This window comes from Pseudomonas sp. NFIX10 (assembly GCF_900111955.1).
GTDB classification, from domain to species: Bacteria; Pseudomonadota; Gammaproteobacteria; order Pseudomonadales; family Pseudomonadaceae; genus Aquipseudomonas; species Aquipseudomonas fluorescens_AA.
In genome coordinates this window covers 136711-155728 of sequence record NZ_FOKH01000012.1, presented here as the reverse complement: position 1 = coordinate 155728, position 19018 = coordinate 136711, and the positions used below count along the sequence as shown (strand labels likewise).

Here is a 19018-nt window from a genome sequence, read left to right as displayed (position 1 = left end):
GTCACCCGCCGTCCGAACAGAGAGCCTTTTCGATGACCTACACCGCTGCGCAAAACCGTTACGAGTCCATTCCTTACCGCCGCGTCGGTCGCAGCGGGTTGGTGCTGCCGGCGTTGTCGCTGGGGTTGTGGCACAACTTTGGCGACAGTACGCCCATCGACACCCAGCGTGCCTTGCTGCGCACGGCGTTCGACCTGGGGATCAACCATTTCGACCTGGCCAACAACTACGGCCCGCCCTATGGCAGCGCCGAGATCAATTTCGGCCGGTTGCTGCGCGAAGATTTCCAGCAGTACCGCGATGAGCTGATCATCTCCAGCAAGGCCGGTTGGGACATGTGGCCGGGACCTTACGGCCAGGGCGGTGGCTCGCGCAAATACGTGCTGGCCAGCCTCGACCAGAGCCTGCAACGCCTGGGGCTGGACTATGTGGATATCTTCTATTCCCACCGATTCGACCCCGATACGCCCCTGGAAGAAACCGCCAGTGCACTGGCCACTGCAGTGCAGCAGGGCAAGGCGCTGTACATCGGCATTTCCTCGTATTCCGGGGTGAAGACCCGGGAAATGGCGGCGCTGCTCAAGGAATGGAAAGTCCCGCTGCTGATTCACCAGCCGGCCTACAACCTGCTCAACCGCTGGGTGGAAAAAGACCTGCTGGACGCCACCGACGAATTGGGTACCGGCGTGATTGCCTTCACCCCGTTGGCCCAAGGCCTGCTGACCGACAAGTACCTCAAGGGCGTTCCGGCCGATGCGCGGGTGAATCGTCCGGGGGGCGGCTCGTTGCAGGCTTCGCACTTGTCGCAGGAGAACCTCGCCCACGTACGCGCCCTCAATGAGATCGCCCAACGTCGTGGCCAGAGCCTGGCGCAAATGGCCCTGGCCTGGACCTTGCGCGACCCCCGGGTCACCTCCGCCCTGATCGGCGCCAGCCGGCCGGAGCAGATCATCGAGAACGTCGGAGCCTTGCAGAACCTGAACTTCAGCGCCGAAGAACTGGCCGAGATCGACCGATTTGCCCAGGAAGGCGGGATCAATCTTTGGGAAAAGCCTTCGTCAGCCGAGTAACACAAACCCCCTGTGGCGAGGGGATTTATCCCCGCTGGCTGCGAAGCAGCCCCAGGAACAGCTCAGCACGGTCTGCCTTTCAGATCGTGCGTGCAGGTTTTAGGGCTGCTTCGCAACCCAGCGGGGATAAATCCCCTCGCCACAAAGGCGATTCCTTCGCTATTCAGCGAAAAAACGGCACATCCCCCAACACCGTCGCCCGGTGCATCACCCGCCGGGCCGGGCGGTAGTCGTCCACGGCGAAATGCTGGGTCACACGGTTATCCCAAAACGCCACGTCGTTGACCTGCCAGCGCCAGCGCAGGGTAAACTCCGGGCGGGTGGCGTGGGCGAACAGCAGTTTCAGGATCGCCTCGCTTTCGCTTTCCGACAGCTCGTTGATCCGTGTCGTGAAACCTTCATTGACGAACAATGAACGACGCCCGCTCACCGGATGGGTGCGGATCACCGGATGGGACAGCGGCGGGTTTTTCCGCCGTGCCTCTTCCCAGCGCGCCAGGTCTTCGGCGGTGTTGCCAAAGCGCTCCAAGGGAAAGGACCGGGTGAAATCGTGGGTCGCCGTCAGGCCTTCCAGCAAGCGCTTGAAGGGCTCTGACAAGGCTTCATAGGCGGCGATGCCACTGGCCCACAACGTATCGCCACCCACCGCTGGCAACAGCTTGGCGCTGAGCACCGCGCCCAGGGCTGGCGTTGGGAGAAAGGTCACGTCGGTATGCCACACGGCGTTGTCGCGGACATCGGTGACGGCGGTGTCGAGCACCAATACCTCAGGCTGCTCCGGCACGTTGGGGTAGATCGGATGAATGTGCAGGTCGCCAAAATACGCGGCGAAACGCGCCTGCTGGGGCGGTTCGATCGGCTGGTCGCGGAAAAACAGCACCTGGTGTTCGAGCAGCGCTTGCTCGAGGGTATCGCGGTGGGCCTGGCTCAGCGGCTGGCGGATATCGATTCCTTCGATCTGCGCGCCGAGGGCGGTGCTCAAAGGCGTAATGGTCGGGCGGTTCATCGCAGTGTTCTCGGTCTGGGCGCCGAATGGTCGGCGTGGTCATTGGGTATCAATGGGTCTGGCCGTGCCACGGCACCAGTTTGCGTTGCAGGGCGCGCAGGCCCATTTCCATGGCGAAGGCAATCAGCGCGATCACCAGGATTCCCAGCACCACCACATCGGTGACCAGGAACTGCGCCGCTGACTGCACCATGAATCCCAGCCCGCTGGTGGCGGCGATCAGTTCGGCGGCCACCAGTGTCGACCAGCCCACGCCCAGGCCGATGCGGATGCCGGTGAGAATATCCGGCAGGGCGCTGGGCACTATCACATGGCGAATCAACTGTGCCCGCGTGGCGCCCAACGATTGCGCCGCGTGCAGCTTGGCCCGGTCGACGGTGCGCACGCCGGTGGCGGTGGCAATGGCAATCGGGGCGAAGATCGCCAGGTAGATCAGCAGCACCTTCGACAACTCGCCGATGCCGCACCAGATCACGATCAATGGCAGGTACGCCAACGGTGGAATAGGCCGGTAGAACTCGATCAACGGATCGAGCACGCCGCGCGCGATGCGGTTGGCGCCGATGGCGATGCCCACCGGCACCGCCGTCAGCACCGCGAACAACAGGCCCAGGCCGATGCGTTCAAGGCTGGCGGCCAAGTGTTGCCAGAGGGTGGAGTCCATGTAGCCGTGGGTCGCCAGCAGCCAGCCTTTTTGCAGCACGGCCGAGGGCGGGGGCAGGAACAGCGGTTCGATCAGGCCGCTGGCGGTGACGGCCCACCAGGCTGCCAGCAACGCGATCAGGGTCAAGCCGCTGATCCAACGCGTACTCAGATGGGGTTTCAAACCGTTGGTCGTGGGCCGGGTCGTCGCGTCACGGACCACGGCTGGAATTTCGTAGCTGCTCATGCGCGCTCCTGGGGTCGAGTGGCGCTGCGTTGGGAAAACACTTTGGCGAGCACATGCTCGCGGGTTTCGATGAAGCGTGGGTCGGATTTGATCGACCGTGCCGATTCCCCGGCCCCGTAGCGCTGGCCGAAATCCAGGCTCAGGCGCTCGACGATCTGCCCCGGGTTCGGTGCCAGCAGAATCAAGTCGGTGGCGAGGAAGACGGCCTCTTCAATGTCATGGGTGATCAGGAACACCGGCTTGGCGGTGCGCTGCCAGACCTGCAGCAACAGTTCCTGCATCTGTTCGCGGGTGAAGGCGTCCAGCGCGCCGAACGGTTCATCCATCAACAGCACACGCGGGTCGGCCGCCAACGCCCGGGCCAGGCCGACGCGTTGTTTCTGGCCGCCGGAGAGCTGCCAGACGCGGCGTCGCTCGAAACCGGCCAGGTCCACCAGGGCAAGCATTTCCCGGGCGCGAGCCTCGCGTTTTTCCTTGGGGATGCCGGCCAGTTCCAGGCCGAACCCGACGTTTGCCAGTACGTCCTGCCACGGCAGCAGCGCATCATCCTGGAACACCACGCCGCGTTCGGCGCTCGGGCCCTTGACCGGCGTGCCGTCGAGGGTGATCTGCCCGGCGCTGGGCTCGACGAACCCGGCGATCAGGTTCAACAGCGATGTCTTGCCACTGCCGGACGGGCCGAGGGCGACCAGCAACTGCTGGGGCCCCAGGGTCAGTGAAATGTCCGCCAGCACAGGGTCCGTCGCACCGGGGTACTGTGCGCTGATGCGCTCCAGCTGTAGCAAGGCCATCGCCGTGACTCCTTTTAGTGTTCGATCACTGGGTGATGTATTTGGCGCTGACAAAAGGCGCGTAGTCCGGCAGCACGGCTTCGACCTTGCCTTGCTCCTTGAGGAAGGCGGCGGTGTCGGTGATGGCTTTGGTGGTCGGAGCGCCGAGGCTTACGACCTGATCGGCCGCCAGGGGGAAGACGTTGCCTTGCAACAGAAGCGGGATATCACTGGCCTTGGCACCGGAGAGTTTCACCAGTTTGTCGACGTTGGACGCATCGGCCAGCCAGGCCTGTGGGTCCTTGCGATACTGGGCGTAGGCGTCCAGGGTCACTTTGGCGAAGGCTGTGACGATTTCAGGATGCTTCTGGGCGAAGTCCTTGCGCACGATCCAGGCGTCGAACGTCGGTGCGCCGAACTTGGCCAGCTCCGCGGAGGTGATCAGCACCTTGCCGTTTTCCTTGGCCACACCCAGGGCCGGGTCCCAGACGTAGGTGGCGTCGATGTCGCCACGCTTCCAGGCGGCGATGATGGCCGGTGGCGCGAGGTTGAGGATGGTGACTTTCGATGGGTCGATGTTCCAGTGCTTCAACGCGGCGAGCAGGCTGTAGTGGCCGGTGGACACGAACGGCACGGCGATCTTCTTGCCGATCAGGTCCTGCGGGGTATTGATCCCGGAGCCGTTGCGGGCCACCAGGGCCTCGGCGGCGCCGATCTGGGTGGCGATGAGGAAGGTTTCCACCGGGACCTTGCGGGTGATGGCGGCGGTCAGCGGGCTGGAGCCGAGGTAGCCGATCTGCACATCGCCCGAGGCGATGGCGGTGATGACGTCGGCACCGTTGTCGAACTTGCGCCAGTCGATCTTGGCTTGGGTGGCTTTTTCATAGGCGCCGTCGGCCTGGGCGACCTTGGCCGGGTCGACGGTGGTCTGGTAGGCGACGGTCAGGTCGGCTGCCTGGGCAAAAAAGCTGGTGACGGCCAGGGAGGCGGCCGCGAGAAGGCGAAGGGGGAAACGCAAAGACATGGAAAATCTCCTCAACAGGCCACCGGACGTTCGGCGTTCGAGGAGACTAAATGATCTAAGAATTCAAAAATAAATAACTTTTTCGAATTAGCTTATTTGCGAAAAAAACATCCGGAAACGACTAAAGCCTCCGTGGCGAGGGAGCTTGCTCCCGCTGGACTGCGCAGCAGGCCCATTTCACGACTGCTGCGCAGCCGAGCGGGAGCAAGCTCCCTCGCCACAAGAGTATCCCCGCCAAAGAGGGCTGGTCAGTTACTGATCGCCAGAATGCTCGCCTGGTAGGAACCCACGAACACATCGAAATCCCCCACCTCGTTCTGCTCCAGCTCGGCTTGCTGGACCAGCGACTCGCGTGCGGTCTCTTCGAATGTCGCTTGCTCCTGGGCAGGCAACGGCTCGGCGCGGAAGAATTCGGCGTGGGCCTTGCTTTGGCGCAGGGAGAACTGGGCGAAGCTTTCCTGATGTTCGGCCATGGCGGCCAGCACCTGGGCGGAAGGCGTCAGGGACGGATCGCGGACTTTCGCCAATTGCGCGTCCAGTGCCTGGCGATGGGCATCGCCACCGTGGCTCTGGTCGAGCAGCGAAGCCAGCGGGGCGATGTTTTCCAGCAATTCCACGGCCCAGGCCTGCATGTCCACCGCTTGACCCTGGCGCTGCAATTGCAGGCCTGGCTTGCGACCTTCCTTGACCACGGTCAGGAAGTTGCTCGTGGCGTTGCCGCATTCGTTGTTTTCCAGCTGCGGGCTGTCATTGAGGCCGCAATACAGCAGGAACGCATCGAGGAACCGCGCTTCGGTGAGGTCGATACCCATCGGCAGGAACGGGTTGATGTCCAGGCAGCGCACTTCGACGTACTGGATCCCCCGGGCCATCAAGGCCTGGATCGGCCGCTCGCCGGTGTAGGTCACACGCTTGGGACGGATGTTGGAGTAGTACTCGTTTTCGATCTGCAAGATGTTGGTATTGAGCTGCACCCACTCGCCGTTCTGGTGAGTGCCGACTTCGACGTACGGCGCGTAGGGCGTCGCCACCGCTTTGCGCAGGCTGTCGGTGTAGCTCTCCAGGTCGTTGTAGCATGGCGTGAGGCCGGCCTGGGCGTTGCTCTGGTAACCCAGGTCGCTCATGCGCAGGCTGGTGGCGTAGGGCAGGTACAAGGTGTCCGGATCCAGTTGTTCCAACTGGTGCGGGCGGCCCCGCAGGAAACCGACGTCCAGGGCCGGCGAGGCGCCGAACAGGTACATCAGCAACCAGCTGTAGCGGCGGAAATTACGGATCAGCGCGATGTAGGCCGACGACTGGAAGTCCCGGTCGCTTACCTCGGCGGCTTCGTCCTGGCGCAACAGCGGCCAGAGCTTTTCCGGCAAGGAGAAGTTGTAGTGGATACCTGCGATGCACTGCATGGTCTTGCCGTAGCGCAGGGCCAGGCCCTTGCGATAGACGTACTTGAGCCGACCGATATTCGAAGTGCCGTAGTAGGCGATCGGAATCTCTTCTTCGGCCGGCAGTGGGCACGGCATCGACGGGCTCCACAAATACTCGTCACCCAGTTTGCTGTAGGCAAACCGGTGGATCTTGTCGAGGCTGCGCAAGGTATCGGCCGGGTTGGCCAGGGCGGGCGTGATGAACTCCAGCAGCGACTCGGAATAGTCGGTAGTGATCTGTTCGTTGGTCAGCGCCGAACCCAGGGCCTTGGGGTGCGGAGTCTGCGCCAGGCGCCCATCGTCCGTGACACGCAGGCATTCACGCTCGATGCCGTGCAGGCACTGTTCGAGCAGGGAGAGGTTGGCGCGCTCGCCGAGCAGGGCCAGGCGGCGGTTTAAAAGGTCGCTCAAGTTGAATTCCTTCACGCGTCAGTCGCCCCAATATGGGGGTGGGCAAGACGGTCTACAAGGGTGAAGTTAAAACTGGCGTTTTCGCCTGGTTTTCGTGCCAAAAGCTAGCCACCGCAACCCCACTGTGGGAGCGAGCTTGCTCGCGATGGCGGTGGATCAGCAACGTTGATCTTGACGGACCCTGCGCTATCGCGAGCAAGCTCGCTCCCACAGGAAAGTCCGACACTGCATTCATGGCGTCGAAATTAACCCAAATCGATGACAGGGAGCTATAGGACAGCGAACGTGCCTTGCGCTTTTGCGACCAGTTTGTCGCCCTGCATCACCTCGGCTTCGACCACCAGCGTGCGCCGACCCGGATGGATGACCCGGGCGGTGCACAGCACTTCGCCGTCGGACACGGCGCGAATGTAGTTGATCTTGCATTCGATGGTCGCGCTCTGCTGGTCAAAGCCATGGACACTGGAGCAGGCCAGGCCCATGGCGATGTCCACCAGGCTGAACAGTGCGCCGCCGTGCAGCTTGCCGCCGCGGTTGCGCAACGGCGGCTCAAGGCCCAGGGCGACTTGCGCCACCCCGTCCCCCAGGCTCTGCAAGCGGCAGCCGAGCAGCTTGAAGAAGGCGCTTTCCACCAACCCGGCCGGCACGTCCATCAGCGCTTCTTCAACTGCTTGGCGTTGGCGAACAGCGAGGCCATGGCGTTGTTCGCCGGGGCCGCGGTGGCGGTTTCCTTGCGCGGCGCGGTGTTCTGCGACTGACGCGGCGTCGAGCCAGGGCGGGCACCACGGGCGCCATCGACTTTCTCGCCGGGCGTGTCGCTCATGCGCATCGACAGGCCGACACGTTTGCGCGGGATGTCGACTTCCATGACCTTCACTTTCACCACATCGCCAGCCTTCACCGCTTCGCGCGGGTCCTTGATGAACTTCTCGGACAACGCCGAAATGTGTACCAGGCCGTCCTGGTGCACGCCGATGTCGACGAAAGCACCGAAGTTGGTGACGTTGGTCACCACGCCTTCGAGGATCATGCCCGGTTGCAGGTCCTTGAGGTCTTCGACGCCGTCCTGGAACTCGGCGGTCTTGAACTCGGGGCGCGGGTCGCGGCCTGGTTTTTCCAGCTCCTGGAGGATGTCGGTGACGGTGGGCAGGCCGAAGGTTTCGTCGGTGAATTTCTTCGGGTCCAGGCGCTTGAGGAACGCGGCATCACCGATCAGCGAGCGGATGTCGCGGTCGGTCTGGGCGGCGATGCGCTGCACAAGCGGGTAGGCTTCGGGGTGGACGGCCGACGAATCCAGCGGGTTGTCGCCATTCATGACCCGCAGGAAGCCGGCGGCCTGTTCGAAGGTTTTTTCACCCAGGCGTGGGACTTTCTTCAACGCGGCGCGGGTCTTGAACGCGCCATGTTCGTCACGGTGGGTGACGATGTTCTGCGCCAGCGTGGCGTTCAGGCCGGAGATCCGCGCCAGCAGCGCCACCGAAGCGGTGTTCACGTCCACGCCCACGGCGTTCACGCAATCTTCCACCACCGCGTCCAGGCCACGGGCCAGTTTCAGTTGGGAAACGTCGTGCTGGTACTGGCCGACACCGATGGATTTGGGGTCGATCTTCACCAGCTCCGCCAGTGGATCCTGCAGGCGACGGGCGATGGACACCGCGCCACGGATCGACACATCCAGGTCGGGGAACTCCTTGGAAGCCAGTTCCGATGCCGAGTAAACCGAAGCGCCGGCCTCGGAGACCATGACCTTGGTCATTTTCATGGCTGGGTATTTCTTGATCAGCTCGGCGGCCAGTTTGTCGGTCTCGCGGCTGGCGGTGCCGTTGCCGATGGCGATCAGGTCCACCGAATGCTTGGCGCACAGGGCGGCGAGCACGGCGAGGGTCTGGTCCCACTTATTGTGCGGCACGTGCGGGTAGACCGTGGCGTGATCCAGCAGCTTGCCGGTGGCGTCCACCACCGCGACCTTGCAACCGGTGCGCAGGCCCGGGTCCAGGCCCAGGGTGGCGCGGGGACCGGCCGGTGCGGCCAGCAGCAGGTCGTGCAGGTTGTGGGCGAACACGTTGATCGCCTCGGTCTCGGCGTTGTCGCGCAACTCGCCCAGCAGGTCGGTTTCCAGGTGGGTGTAGAGCTTGACCTTCCAGGTCCAGCGCACCACTTCGGCCAGCCATTTGTCGGCGGCGCGGTTCTGGTTCTGGATGCCGAACTGCTGGCCGATCATGCCTTCGCACGGGTGCATGGTACCGGGCAATTCTTCACCGACCTTCAGCGCGGAGCTGAGGATGCCTTCGTTGCGACCCCGGAAAATCGCCAGAGCGCGGTGGGACGGCATGCTTTTGAGCGGTTCGTCGTGTTCGAAGTAGTCGCGGAACTTCGCGCCTTCCTCTTCCTTGCCGGCGATCACCCGGGCGCTGAGGATGGCTTCCTGTTTGAGGAAGTTGCGCAGTTTTTCCAACAGGTTGGCGTCCTCGGCGAAACGCTCCATGAGGATGTACTTGGCACCCTCCAGCGCCGCTTTCACGTCTGCCACGCCTTTTTCGGCATCGACGAAGCGCGCGGCTTCGATTTCCGGGGCCAGGGTCGGATCGTTGAACAGGCCGTCGGCCAGCTCGCCGAGGCCGGCTTCCAGGGCGATCTGGCCCTTGGTGCGGCGCTTTTGCTTGTAGGGCAGGTACAAGTCTTCGAGACGAGTCTTGGTGTCGGCCAGCTTGATGTCGCGCTCGAGTTGCGGGGTCAGCTTGCCCTGCTCCTGGATGCTGGCCAGGATGCTGATGCGCCGTTCGTCGAGTTCTCGCAGGTAGCGCAGGCGTTCTTCCAGATGCCGCAATTGGGTGTCATCGAGACTGCCGGTCACTTCTTTCCGGTAACGGGCGATGAAAGGTACCGTGGAACCTTCATCGAGTAGCGCGACGGCCGCTTCGACCTGTTGTGGGCGTACACCGAGTTCCTCGGCGATGCGGCTGTTGATGCTGTCCATAAAACCACCTGACAAATTGTGAAATCAGGCTCGCCACCACAGAAACCGGGCTCGGCGAGACTGGTTGAGCGGCCTGGCATGCGCCGCTGCCTGGGTCAAAAGGCTGCCTGTCGACCCGCGAAATTCAAAAAGTTGCCTTGCCAAGGCTGAAAAAATGGCACGCCGGGATCACGATCCGACATTCCCTGGCACAAAAGGCTGCGCATTATAACCAGCGTTCCGTTCCGAGGGGGGGACATGGTCTGTAGGCTTGATACCCGGATTTGTGGAGATAGAGGAAAAATCTGCTAACAATGCACACGGTGCGTATAACGGCAGCTAGGCCATAATGCGCGCCGAGATCAAAGGAGCTTCCTATGAGCAGCACTGCACAAACTGCTGAAGGCGAAAAAATTCTTATTGTTGACGACGATCCAGGGCTGAGCAGCCTGCTGGAACGCTTTTTCGTCAGCAAGGGCTACCGCGCCCGCACCGTACCGAACACCGAGCAAATGGATCGGTTGCTGGCCCGTGAAGTATTCAATCTGGTCGTACTCGACCTGATGCTGCCCGGTGAAGACGGCCTGACCGCCTGCCGCCGCCTGCGCGGCGCCAACAACCAGATCCCGATCATCATGCTCACCGCCAAGGGCGACGAGCTGAGCCGTATCAAGGGCCTGGAACTGGGCGCCGACGATTACCTGGCCAAGCCGTTCAACCCCGACGAGCTGATGGCCCGCGTCAAGGCGGTGCTGCGCCGCCAGTCGGCGCCGGTGCCGGGGGCGCCAGGCAGCGAAGATGAAAGCGTGACCTTCGGCGACTACGAACTGTCCCTGGCCACCCGTGAGCTCAAGCGCGGCGATGAGGTCCACATGCTCACCACCGGTGAGTTCGCCGTGCTCAAGGCCCTGGTGATGAACGCCCGCCAACCGCTGACCCGCGACAAGCTGATGAACCTGGCCCGTGGTCGTGAATGGGATGCGCTGGAGCGTTCCATCGACGTGCAGATTTCCCGCCTGCGCCGGATGATCGAGCCTGATCCTTCCAAGCCGCGGTATATCCAGACCGTCTGGGGCGTGGGCTATGTGTTCGTGCCGGATGGTGCCGCCAGCAAGTGATCGGCGATTTGTAGGAGCGGGTGGCCTGGCCGGTTGAAATGTCTTCTGCCAGGCGACTCGCGGTCTGTCATTGTGCGAGCATCGCTCGCTCCTGCAAGTGTGTAGCGGTTATTCATGAAAACCCCCGTTTGGTTCCCCCAGAGTTTCTTCTCCCGCACCCTCTGGCTGGTGCTGATCGTCGTGCTCTTCTCCAAGGCACTGACGTTGGTGTACCTGCTGATGAACGAAGACGTGCTCGTGGACCGGCAGTACAGCCACGGCGTTGCCTTGACCCTGCGGGCCTATTGGGCGGCGGACGAAACCAACCGGGCGAAAATTGCCGAGGCGGCGACGCTGATCCGTGTCGTCGGTGCTGGCGTGCCGGAGGGCGAGCAGCATTGGCCCTACAGCGAGATCTATCAACGCCAGATGCAGGCCGAACTGGGCGCCGATACCGAGGTGCGATTGCGCATGCACTCGCCGCCGGCGCTTTGGGTCCGGGCTCCAAGCCTGGGGGATGGCTGGCTGAAAGTGCCGTTGTACCCGCATCCGTTGCGCGGCCAGAAAATCTGGAACGTGCTCGGCTGGTTCCTGGCCATCGGCTTGCTGTCGACGGCGTCGGCGTGGATCTTCGTCAGCCAGCTCAACCAACCGTTGAAACGCCTGGTCTACGCCGCCCGCCAATTGGGCCAGGGGCGCAGCGTGCGGCTGCCCATCAGCGATACGCCCAGCGAGATGACCGAGGTCTACCGCGCCTTCAACCAGATGGCCGAGGATGTGGAACAGGCCGGGCGCGAACGCGAGCTGATGCTGGCGGGCGTCTCCCACGACCTGCGCACGCCCTTGACCCGGCTGCGGTTGTCGCTGGAGTTGATGGGCGAGCACACCGACCTGACCAACGAGATGGTCCGCGATATCGAGGACATGGACGCGATTCTCGACCAGTTCCTGGCGTTCATACGCGACGGGCGTGATGAGTCCGTGGAAGAGGTGGACCTCAGTGAGTTGGTGCGGGAGGTGGTCGCGCCCTATAACCAGAACGACGAGAAAGTGCACCTGCGCCTGGAACCGATTCAGCCGTTCCCGTTGCGCCGGGTGTCGATGAAGCGCTTGTTGAACAACCTGATCGGCAATGCCCTGAACCATGCCGGCGCTGGCGTCGAAGTGGCGGCCTATGTCTCCGGCGACACCAGCGCGCCTTACGTGGTACTGAGCGTCATGGACCGTGGCGCCGGTATCGATCCCTCGGAGCTGGAAGCCATTTTCAATCCCTTCACCCGGGGCGATCGCGCCCGGGGTGGGAAAGGCACGGGCCTGGGCCTGGCCATCGTCAAGCGTATCGCCTCGATGCACGGCGGCAACGTCGAGTTGCGCAACCGCGCCGGTGGCGGGCTGGAAGCTCGAGTGCGGTTGCCGTTGGGGCTGATGCTGCCAAGGGATGCGGTGTAGCCATCTCTCTCAAGTAAGACAGAGAACCCGTGGGAGCCAGAGGGCCTGTGGGAGCCGAGCTTGCTCGCGATGGCGGTGGATCAGTAAAGTTGATCTTGACTGGCGCACCATTATCGCGAGCAAGCTCGGCTCCCACAAAGGCTCGCCCCCAGGGTTTTATGTTGACTTAGCCTTTTCCTTTGGTCCGGGTCATGTTCGGCCCGCCATTCTTTTCCAGATGCTCGATGATGATTCCCGCCACGTTCTTGCTGGTGGTGGTCTCGATGCCTTCCAGGCCCGGCGAGGAGTTGACCTCCATCACCAGTGGCCCGTGGTTGGAGCGCAGGATGTCCACGCCCGCCACGGCCAGGCCCATGACTTTTGCGGCCCGCAGGGCGGTCATGCGCTCTTCCGGGGTGATTTTGATCAGGCTGGCGCTACCACCGCGATGCAGGTTGGAGCGGAACTCACCGGGCTTGGCCTGGCGTTTCATCGAGGCAATCACTTTGTCGCCGACCACGAAGCAGCGAATGTCGGCGCCACCGGCTTCCTTGATGTATTCCTGGACCATGATGTTCTGCTTCAGGCCCATGAATGCCTCGATCACCGACTCCGCCGCCGTCGCGGTTTCACACAGGACCACGCCGATGCCCTGGGTGCCTTCCAGCACCTTGATCACCAGCGGTGCGCCGTTGACCATCGCAATCAGGTCGGGAATGTCGTCGGGCGAGTGGGCAAAACCGGTGACCGGCAGGCCGATCCCGCGCCGCGACAGCAATTGCAGCGAGCGCAGCTTGTCCCGGGAACGGGCGATGGCCACGGACTCGTTGAGGGGAAATACTCCCATCATTTCGAACTGGCGCAACACCGCGCAGCCATAGAACGTCACCGATGCGCCGATGCGCGGGATCACCGCGTCGAACCCTTCCAGCGGCTTGCCACGGTAGTGGATCTGCGGCTTGTGGCTGGCGATGTTCATGTAGGCGCGCAGGGTATCGATCACCACCATTTCATGGCCACGTTCGGTCCCGGCTTCAACCAGGCGACGAGTGGAATACAGACGCGGATTACGCGACAGCACAGCGATCTTCATGCAACACCTGTGGCAGAGGTAGTGGACACCGGGAATGCCGGCTTTTCTTGAACATATTTGGTGCCCGGATTGACTACCAATTGGCCGTCGATCAAGGCTTTGGAACCCAGTAGCAGGCGATATCGCATGGATTTGCGGCAGGCGAGGGTGAACTCGACCCGCCAGACCCGGTCACCCAGCGCCAACGTGGTGCTGATCACGTAGCGGACCTGAGCGTGGCCGTTGGAACTCTTTATGGTCTTGCGCGCCACCAACGGGGCTTCGCAGCGGCGATGGCGCAACTGCACCACCGTGCCAAGGTGCGCCGTGAAGCGCACCCACTTTTGGCCATCGCGCTCGAACGGCTCGATGTCGGTGGCATGCAGGCTGGAGGTGCTGGCCCCGGTGTCGATTTTTGCCCGCAGGCCCACGACTCCCAGATCCGGGAGCGCCACCCACTCGCGCAGACCGACAACGGTCAAATGGTCAAAAGTCTTCAATAAAAAAACCTGCGATCAGTGCATCGGATCGTGGACTCCGCGAATCGCGGTATTCACGCAGAATAATCACAAAATGGCGACAGTTATCTACGCACTTGTGTGTGCTTGTAACCGATTCCGGCCGAAGCGATGGGGGCGGCGTCGGTTTGGAGGGCATTCTATCCGTCGGGCCTGATTCGTGCGCTCGACAAAAACGGTAGTACAGTTCCGGCTAATGGCAGAAAGAGGAATTGCAGTGGCACAAAAAAAGGAAGAAGACGACAAGGTCCGTCTCGATAAATGGTTGTGGGCGGCGCGCTTCTACAAGACGCGGGCCCTGGCCAAGACCGCCATCGAAAGCGGCAAGGTCCATCACCGGGGGGAGCGCTGCAAGCCGGGCAAGGAGCCCCGCATCGGCGATGAGTTTGTGATCCGCACCGGGTTCGATGAAAAGACCGTGGTGGTCGAGGCCCTGTCGATCGTGCGTCGCGGCGCACCTGAAGCGCAGGCGTTGTATCGCGAAACCGAAGCCAGCATCGCCAAGCGCGAAACCGCCGCCGCGCAACGCAAGGCCGGCGCTCTGGGGGTCAGCACCGATGGCAAGCCGAGCAAGAAGCAGCGCCGGGACCTGTTCAAGTTTCATGGCAGCAATAACGAATAAAAAGGCTGGCGCAAGGCCCGTGGCGAGGGAGCCTGCTCCCGCCGGGCTGCGTAGCGGCCCCAAAATCTGACGGTCGCTGCGCAACCGAGCGGAAGCAAGCTCCCTCGCCACAATGACCATTCGGATTGAGTCATCGGTCTCTTCCCGTCAGGCAAACCCAAGCCTTGCTTGGAACCCACCCTGAATGCCCATAAAATGCCCGCCATCATTTGTCATCACCTCAGATACCAGATCCTATGACTGATTTACCGGATACCGACTACACCCAACGTTTCATCTTCGATGACAGCGACGCCCGTGGCGAGCTGGTGGCGTTGGAGCGTAGCTACGCCGAAGTCCTCGCCAAGCACCCCTATCCGGAGCCGGTCGCACAACTGCTCGGCGAGCTGATGGCGGCTGCGGCGTTGCTGGTGGGCACCTTGAAGTTCGATGGCTTGCTGATTCTCCAGGCGCGCTCCGAGGGGCCGGTCCCGCTGCTGATGATCGAGTGCTCCAGCGAGCGCGAAATCCGCGGCCTGGCCCGTTATCACGCCGAGCAGATCGCGCCCGACGCGACCCTGGCCGACATGATGCCCAATGGCGTGCTGGCCCTGACGGTGGACCCCACCCATGGCAAGCGCTACCAGGGCATCGTCGATCTCGACGGCGCGACCCTGGCCGAGTGCTTCACCAACTACTTCGTCATGTCCCAGCAGACCAATACCCGGTTCTGGCTCTACGCCGACGGGCGGCGCGCGCGCGGTTTGCTGCTGCAACAACTGCCTGCCGATCGCCTTCGCGATCCGGAGGAACGCGACGCCAGCTGGCAGCACATCACCGCTCTGGCCAGCACCCTGAGCGCCGATGAACTGCTGAGCCTGGACAACGAAACCGTGCTGCATCGCCTCTATCACGAGGAGCAGGTACGCTTGTTCGACGGCCAGTCGTTGCGCTTCCAATGCAGTTGCTCTCGTGAACGTTCCGGCAATGCGCTGGTCAGTCTGGGTCTGGAAGATGCGCAGCAACTGGTGATCGAACATGGCGGTGCCATTGAGATCGACTGCCAGTTTTGCAACGAGCGCTACCTGTTCGACGCGGCGGACATCGCTCAATTGTTCGCCGGTGCGGGTGTCGACACACCGTCAGATACCCGACACTAAAACGGTTCAGCGCAGGTAAATCTCCTGGCAAACGCCGGATTTACGCCGTACTGACAGGAGGGCCCTACTTTTTTTGGGCTTTTCTGGCATAATCCGGCCCACTTTTTTCGGGTAGTAGTGCGCGACTTCCTACTACAAAACGTTTGGAGCACTCGGCCACGGGCCGACGGGGAATCTCATGACGCAAGCCAATAACGCCGTGTACACCGATCTGAGTGTCGATGATCTGGTCAAAGAAGCCCTGAGTCGCGGTGAAGGCGAGCTTGCCGATACTGGCGCGCTGGTTGTCCGTACCGGTCATCGTACCGGTCGCTCGCCAGTCGACCGTTTCATCGTGGAAGAGCCAACCACCCAGGACGCCATCGCCTGGGGACCGATCAACCGCAAGTTCCCGGCCGACAAGTTCGATGCCCTGTGGAACCGCGTCGAAGCCTACCTGGGCGAGCGCGAGCGTTTTGTCTCCCATGTGCATGTAGGTTCCGATCCTGCGCACTACCTGCCGGTCAAGATGACCACCGAGACGGCGTGGCACAACCTGTTTGGCCGTTGCCTGTTCATCAACCCCGAGCAATACAACGCCGGCGGCAAGGATGAATGGCAGATCCTCAACGCGCCGAATTTCGTTTGCGAGCCTGAGCGCGACGGCACCAACTCCGACGGCACCGTGATCATCAATTTTGCGGCCAAGAAAGTGCTGATCGCCGGCATGCGCTACGCCGGTGAAATGAAGAAAGCCCTGTTTTCCGTGCAGAACTTCCTGCTGCCAGCCGTTGATGTGCTGCCGATGCACTGCGCCGCGAACATGGGCGAAGAGGGCGATGTGACCCTGTTCTTCGGCCTGTCGGGCACCGGCAAGACCACCTTGTCCGCCGATGAAAGCCGTTACCTGATCGGTGACGACGAACACGGCTGGGGCGTGGGCGTGGTCTTCAACATCGAAGGCGGCTGCTACGCCAAGTGCATCGACCTGTCCGAGAAGAACGAGCCGGTGATCTGGAAAGCCATCCAGCACGGCGCGGTACTGGAAAACGTCGTCCTGGACCCGGTCACCAAGAAGGCCGACTACGCCGACGACAGCCTGACCCAGAACAGCCGCGCTGCGTACCCCCGTGAGCTGATCGAAAAACGCGCACCGAAAAACCTCGGTGGCGAACCAAACGCCGTGATCTTCCTGACCTGCGACCTGACCGGCGTACTGCCGCCGGTGTCGATCCTCAGCGAAGAACAAGCCGCCTACCACTTCCTGTCCGGCTACACCGCACTGGTGGGCTCGACCGAAATGGGTTCGGGCAGCGGCATCAAATCGACCTTCTCTACCTGCTTCGGCGCCCCGTTCTTCCCGCGTCCGGCCGGTGAGTACGCTGAGCTGCTGATCAAGCGCATCCGTGGTTTCGGCTCCAAGGTCTACCTGGTCAACACCGGCTGGACCGGTGGCGGCTACGGCGTCGGCAAGCGCTTCAACATCCCGACCACCCGCGCGGTGATCGCGGCGATCCAGAGCGGCGCGCTGATCGATGCTGAAACCGAACACCTGGACATCATCAACCTGGACGTGCCGCTGGCTGTGCCAGGCGTCGAGACTGGTCTGTTGAACCCACGCAACACCTGGGCCGACAAAGCCGCCTACGACGAAGCGGCCAAGGCATTGGCCGGTCTGTTCATCGAGAACTTCAAGAAGTTCGACGTGAGCGACGCGATCAAGGCTGCAGGTCCGCAGTTGTAAGGCTTGGTTGGTGAATGAAAAAACCGCCCTTCATGGGCGGTTTTTTGTGGGCGGCTATTTGAGGCACGCCGATCAGCTAGGCCTCTTCCACTTCCTGCGTATCCCATCGCTGTGCCTTGATCGCCTTGTAAAGCATGCCGATGGTCAGTGGCAGCTTGTTCCCCCGGCCCTTGGCCCTGCGCTTTTGAAACACATCGAACCCTTCAGGCTGAAAATAGCGGTAGGCGTCGTAGTCGATGAGCTCGATGGCGAACCGCTCCTCCAGTGCCTCCATCAGGTGTCGGGCGTCCGCGCCATCGCAACCCAAGTCGAGATTGATCGCAGTGCCCAGGCGAATCGTCTTGCGTTCAGGCAGGCCGATTTCTTCATGGAGCAGTTCCATGAGTTGGCGCATGGCATGGTCATCGGGGAAGTCTGGCGCAAGGTGCATGATGAAATGTCCAGAATAAAAGAGGTGCGTCTGTACCGGTGGAAAGTTTAGGGGGAAATCGTTGCCCCTTGGAAAAAGAAGAACGCTGCAATCAAGAAATCGCAGGCGTCGCGATTGCGGTTTTGACCGTCGCGAGGATTGGCGGGTCGTCGGGGAATTTCATGCATCCGCCCAGTAGTAGGGACAGCATCAGGACGGTAGGTAGGTTCAGTTTGTGCGACATGGTTATTTCCTTTTTCAAGCTGCGAACCGCGGGCGTCCTGGCGTTGGTGGGGCAGGCGCAAAGTGTTCATGGGTATCGCGAGTCGATTGCTGCCAGGCTCGCGAGCGATAAGGGTTGGGTTCAGTCAGCCATCTGTTCAGGCATGCGTAGTGCGGCGGCCTCAAGGTCCATCAATCCTCTGCCATAGGCTTCGCTGTTGGCGTAGATACCTGTGCGGTTGGCTGTCGCCAGCAGATGTTCGCGTATCTGCTGCGGGCTGAGTTGCGGGTGAAGGCTTTGCAGCGCCGCCAGTGCGCCACTGACCAACGCGGCGGCGGGAGATGTGCCAGCGGTCTGCACGTAGCGGCCGTCCTTGCCAACGGTGAGCAGGCCGGCCTGTGCACCGGCGTCGCCGCCGGGAACGGCGATGCACCAGGCGGCTGCGACGCCGCAATAGTTGGATTTGCCGTTGATGGCGCTGCCGTCGTTCTTCAACGCCACCACTGCGATCCAGCCTTTTTCCAGTTCTGGCAATGCGACCGGCAGTCCTGGCTCGGCCAGGGGCTCGCGCTTGAGTTCGTTACCGGTGGGGAAGACCAACACGGCGCCGTCCGCGACCAGTTTTCGAGCGACGGCCAGGGAGTCGGGCATCACCTGGTTGTAGCGCGCCTCATTGATCTCGGTGGCGGGAATGGCGTTGGCCCACGAGTTGTTGAACAGCCGGGCACCCTTGTCAAAACCACTTTGCCAGGACCGGGCGATTTCGCTGTCGAAGAAAAACGGCTCGTTGTCGTCGCCAAAGCGAAAGGGGATCAACCGCGCATTGAACGCGATGCCGTGCATGCCCTGGTCGTCCTTGTTGGCGGCGAGAATACCGGCCATCTGCGTGCCATGACCGATGCGGTCAACGGTGCCGGGACGGTCTTCGACATGGTCGAATCCAGGATCACCCAGTCTGCCCTCGAACTCCTCGAGGCTGGCGTTGAGTCCCGAGTCGATCAACGCCACGACAACATCCTGGCCAGTCCCGCCACGAGCGTAGAGCGCTGATGCCTTGACGACAGCCAAGCCTCGTTGAGCGTGATACTCCGGGGTTTCGAACTGGGCAGGATCCACGGCGGGTGGATCGGGGACGGTCAAGCAACCGGCGAGCAATGAGGCCGACGTGATCGTCAGCGCGCGTAGAGCGGAAAGCGGGTGTGGCATGGTTCGTTCCTTGAAGAATTGAAATCGAGCGTCA

The 19018-nt window shown here is 62.2% G+C and carries 18 protein-coding genes; 6 read left to right on the top strand and 12 right to left on the bottom strand.

Annotated features, from left to right (window positions below; all coding sequences use genetic code 11):
* Nucleotides 1–32 precede the first annotated feature (32 nt).
* Nucleotides 33–1070: an L-glyceraldehyde 3-phosphate reductase gene (mgrA, locus tag BM321_RS13815; protein ID WP_092169235.1), complete on the top strand. Its 1038-nt coding sequence runs from the start codon at nucleotides 33–35 to the stop codon at nucleotides 1068–1070.
* A 163-nt stretch (nucleotides 1071–1233) separates the two neighbouring features.
* Here the strand turns inward: mgrA and tauD are convergent, their stop codons facing one another.
* From tauD to BM321_RS13775, 7 genes are all read right to left on the bottom strand, one after another.
* Complete coding sequence (gene tauD, locus BM321_RS13810; RefSeq protein ID WP_092442860.1) at nucleotides 1234–2076, bottom strand: taurine dioxygenase; 843 nt, start codon at nucleotides 2074–2076, stop codon at nucleotides 1234–1236.
* 49 nt (nucleotides 2077–2125) lie between these two features.
* Nucleotides 2126–2965 (bottom strand): taurine ABC transporter permease TauC, encoded by an 840-nt coding sequence (gene tauC, locus BM321_RS13805; protein ID WP_092442859.1) that lies wholly within the window; start codon nucleotides 2963–2965, stop codon nucleotides 2126–2128.
* Nucleotides 2962–3756, bottom strand: a complete 795-nt coding sequence (tauB, locus tag BM321_RS13800; protein WP_092330022.1) for a taurine ABC transporter ATP-binding subunit — start codon at nucleotides 3754–3756, stop codon at nucleotides 2962–2964. The genes tauC and tauB overlap by 4 nt, the downstream gene beginning before the upstream one ends.
* Before the next feature lie 25 nt (nucleotides 3757–3781).
* Nucleotides 3782–4759 (bottom strand): taurine ABC transporter substrate-binding protein, encoded by a 978-nt coding sequence (gene tauA / locus BM321_RS13795; RefSeq protein ID WP_092442858.1) that lies wholly within the window; start codon nucleotides 4757–4759, stop codon nucleotides 3782–3784.
* Between the two features lie 248 nt (nucleotides 4760–5007).
* On the bottom strand, nucleotides 5008–6591 hold the full coding sequence (gshA, locus tag BM321_RS13790; RefSeq protein ID WP_092330028.1) for a glutamate--cysteine ligase: 1584 nt from the start codon (nucleotides 6589–6591) through the stop codon (nucleotides 5008–5010).
* A 269-nt stretch (nucleotides 6592–6860) separates the two neighbouring features.
* Nucleotides 6861–7244, bottom strand: a complete 384-nt coding sequence (locus BM321_RS13780) for a PaaI family thioesterase (protein ID WP_060739674.1) — start codon at nucleotides 7242–7244, stop codon at nucleotides 6861–6863.
* Nucleotides 7244–9568 carry a Tex family protein gene (locus BM321_RS13775; RefSeq protein ID WP_092442857.1) on the bottom strand — a complete coding sequence of 775 codons (2325 nt, stop codon included), beginning with the start codon at nucleotides 9566–9568 and terminating at the stop codon, nucleotides 7244–7246. Before BM321_RS13775 ends, BM321_RS13780 begins: the two co-directional genes overlap by 1 nt.
* A gap of 356 nt (nucleotides 9569–9924) precedes the next feature.
* Here BM321_RS13775 and ompR point away from each other — a divergent pair, with 356 nt between their 5' ends.
* Together ompR and BM321_RS13765 are read left to right on the top strand one after the other, a co-directional pair.
* Nucleotides 9925–10665, top strand: a complete 741-nt coding sequence (ompR, locus tag BM321_RS13770) for an osmolarity response regulator transcription factor OmpR (protein WP_003196691.1) — start codon at nucleotides 9925–9927, stop codon at nucleotides 10663–10665.
* Between the two features lie 114 nt (nucleotides 10666–10779).
* Nucleotides 10780–12093: an ATP-binding protein gene (locus BM321_RS13765; protein WP_092330038.1), complete on the top strand. Its 1314-nt coding sequence runs from the start codon at nucleotides 10780–10782 to the stop codon at nucleotides 12091–12093.
* Nucleotides 12094–12259: 166 nt separating this feature from the next.
* On the opposite strand, the gene rimK is transcribed toward BM321_RS13765, so the two are convergent.
* Nucleotides 12260–13165: a 30S ribosomal protein S6--L-glutamate ligase gene (gene rimK, locus BM321_RS13760; protein WP_003196697.1), complete on the bottom strand. Its 906-nt coding sequence runs from the start codon at nucleotides 13163–13165 to the stop codon at nucleotides 12260–12262.
* Nucleotides 13162–13626, bottom strand: coding sequence for a retropepsin-like aspartic endopeptidase RimB (locus tag BM321_RS13755; protein WP_175459534.1), 465 nt, complete (start codon nucleotides 13624–13626; stop codon nucleotides 13162–13164). The genes rimK and BM321_RS13755 overlap by 4 nt, the downstream gene beginning before the upstream one ends.
* A gap of 253 nt (nucleotides 13627–13879) precedes the next feature.
* Between BM321_RS13755 and BM321_RS13750 the strand changes: the two genes are divergently transcribed.
* The 3 genes from BM321_RS13750 (at nucleotide 13880) to BM321_RS13735 (ending at nucleotide 17146) form a co-directional block, all read left to right on the top strand.
* Complete coding sequence (locus tag BM321_RS13750; protein WP_092330049.1) at nucleotides 13880–14284, top strand: RNA-binding S4 domain-containing protein; 405 nt, start codon at nucleotides 13880–13882, stop codon at nucleotides 14282–14284.
* Between the two features lie 236 nt (nucleotides 14285–14520).
* On the top strand, nucleotides 14521–15423 hold the full coding sequence (hslO, locus tag BM321_RS13745) for an Hsp33 family molecular chaperone HslO (RefSeq protein WP_072409190.1): 903 nt from the start codon (nucleotides 14521–14523) through the stop codon (nucleotides 15421–15423).
* 178 nt (nucleotides 15424–15601) lie between these two features.
* A complete protein-coding gene (locus BM321_RS13735) occupies nucleotides 15602–17146 on the top strand; it encodes a phosphoenolpyruvate carboxykinase (RefSeq protein WP_092442856.1) in 1545 nt (514 codons plus the stop codon).
* 76 nt (nucleotides 17147–17222) lie between these two features.
* On the opposite strand, the gene BM321_RS13730 is transcribed toward BM321_RS13735, so the two are convergent.
* Genes BM321_RS13730 through BM321_RS13725 form a run of 3 tightly spaced genes read right to left on the bottom strand, consistent with a single transcriptional unit; the run spans nucleotide 17223 to nucleotide 18984 of the window.
* Nucleotides 17223–17576, bottom strand: coding sequence for a DUF1493 family protein (locus BM321_RS13730; RefSeq protein WP_092442855.1), 354 nt, complete (start codon nucleotides 17574–17576; stop codon nucleotides 17223–17225).
* 47 nt (nucleotides 17577–17623) lie between these two features.
* Nucleotides 17624–17869, bottom strand: coding sequence for a hypothetical protein (locus BM321_RS29845; RefSeq protein WP_139230492.1), 246 nt, complete (start codon nucleotides 17867–17869; stop codon nucleotides 17624–17626).
* Between the two features lie 50 nt (nucleotides 17870–17919).
* On the bottom strand, nucleotides 17920–18984 hold the full coding sequence (locus tag BM321_RS13725; protein WP_092442854.1) for a S8 family peptidase: 1065 nt from the start codon (nucleotides 18982–18984) through the stop codon (nucleotides 17920–17922).
* Nucleotides 18985–19018 lie beyond the last annotated feature (34 nt).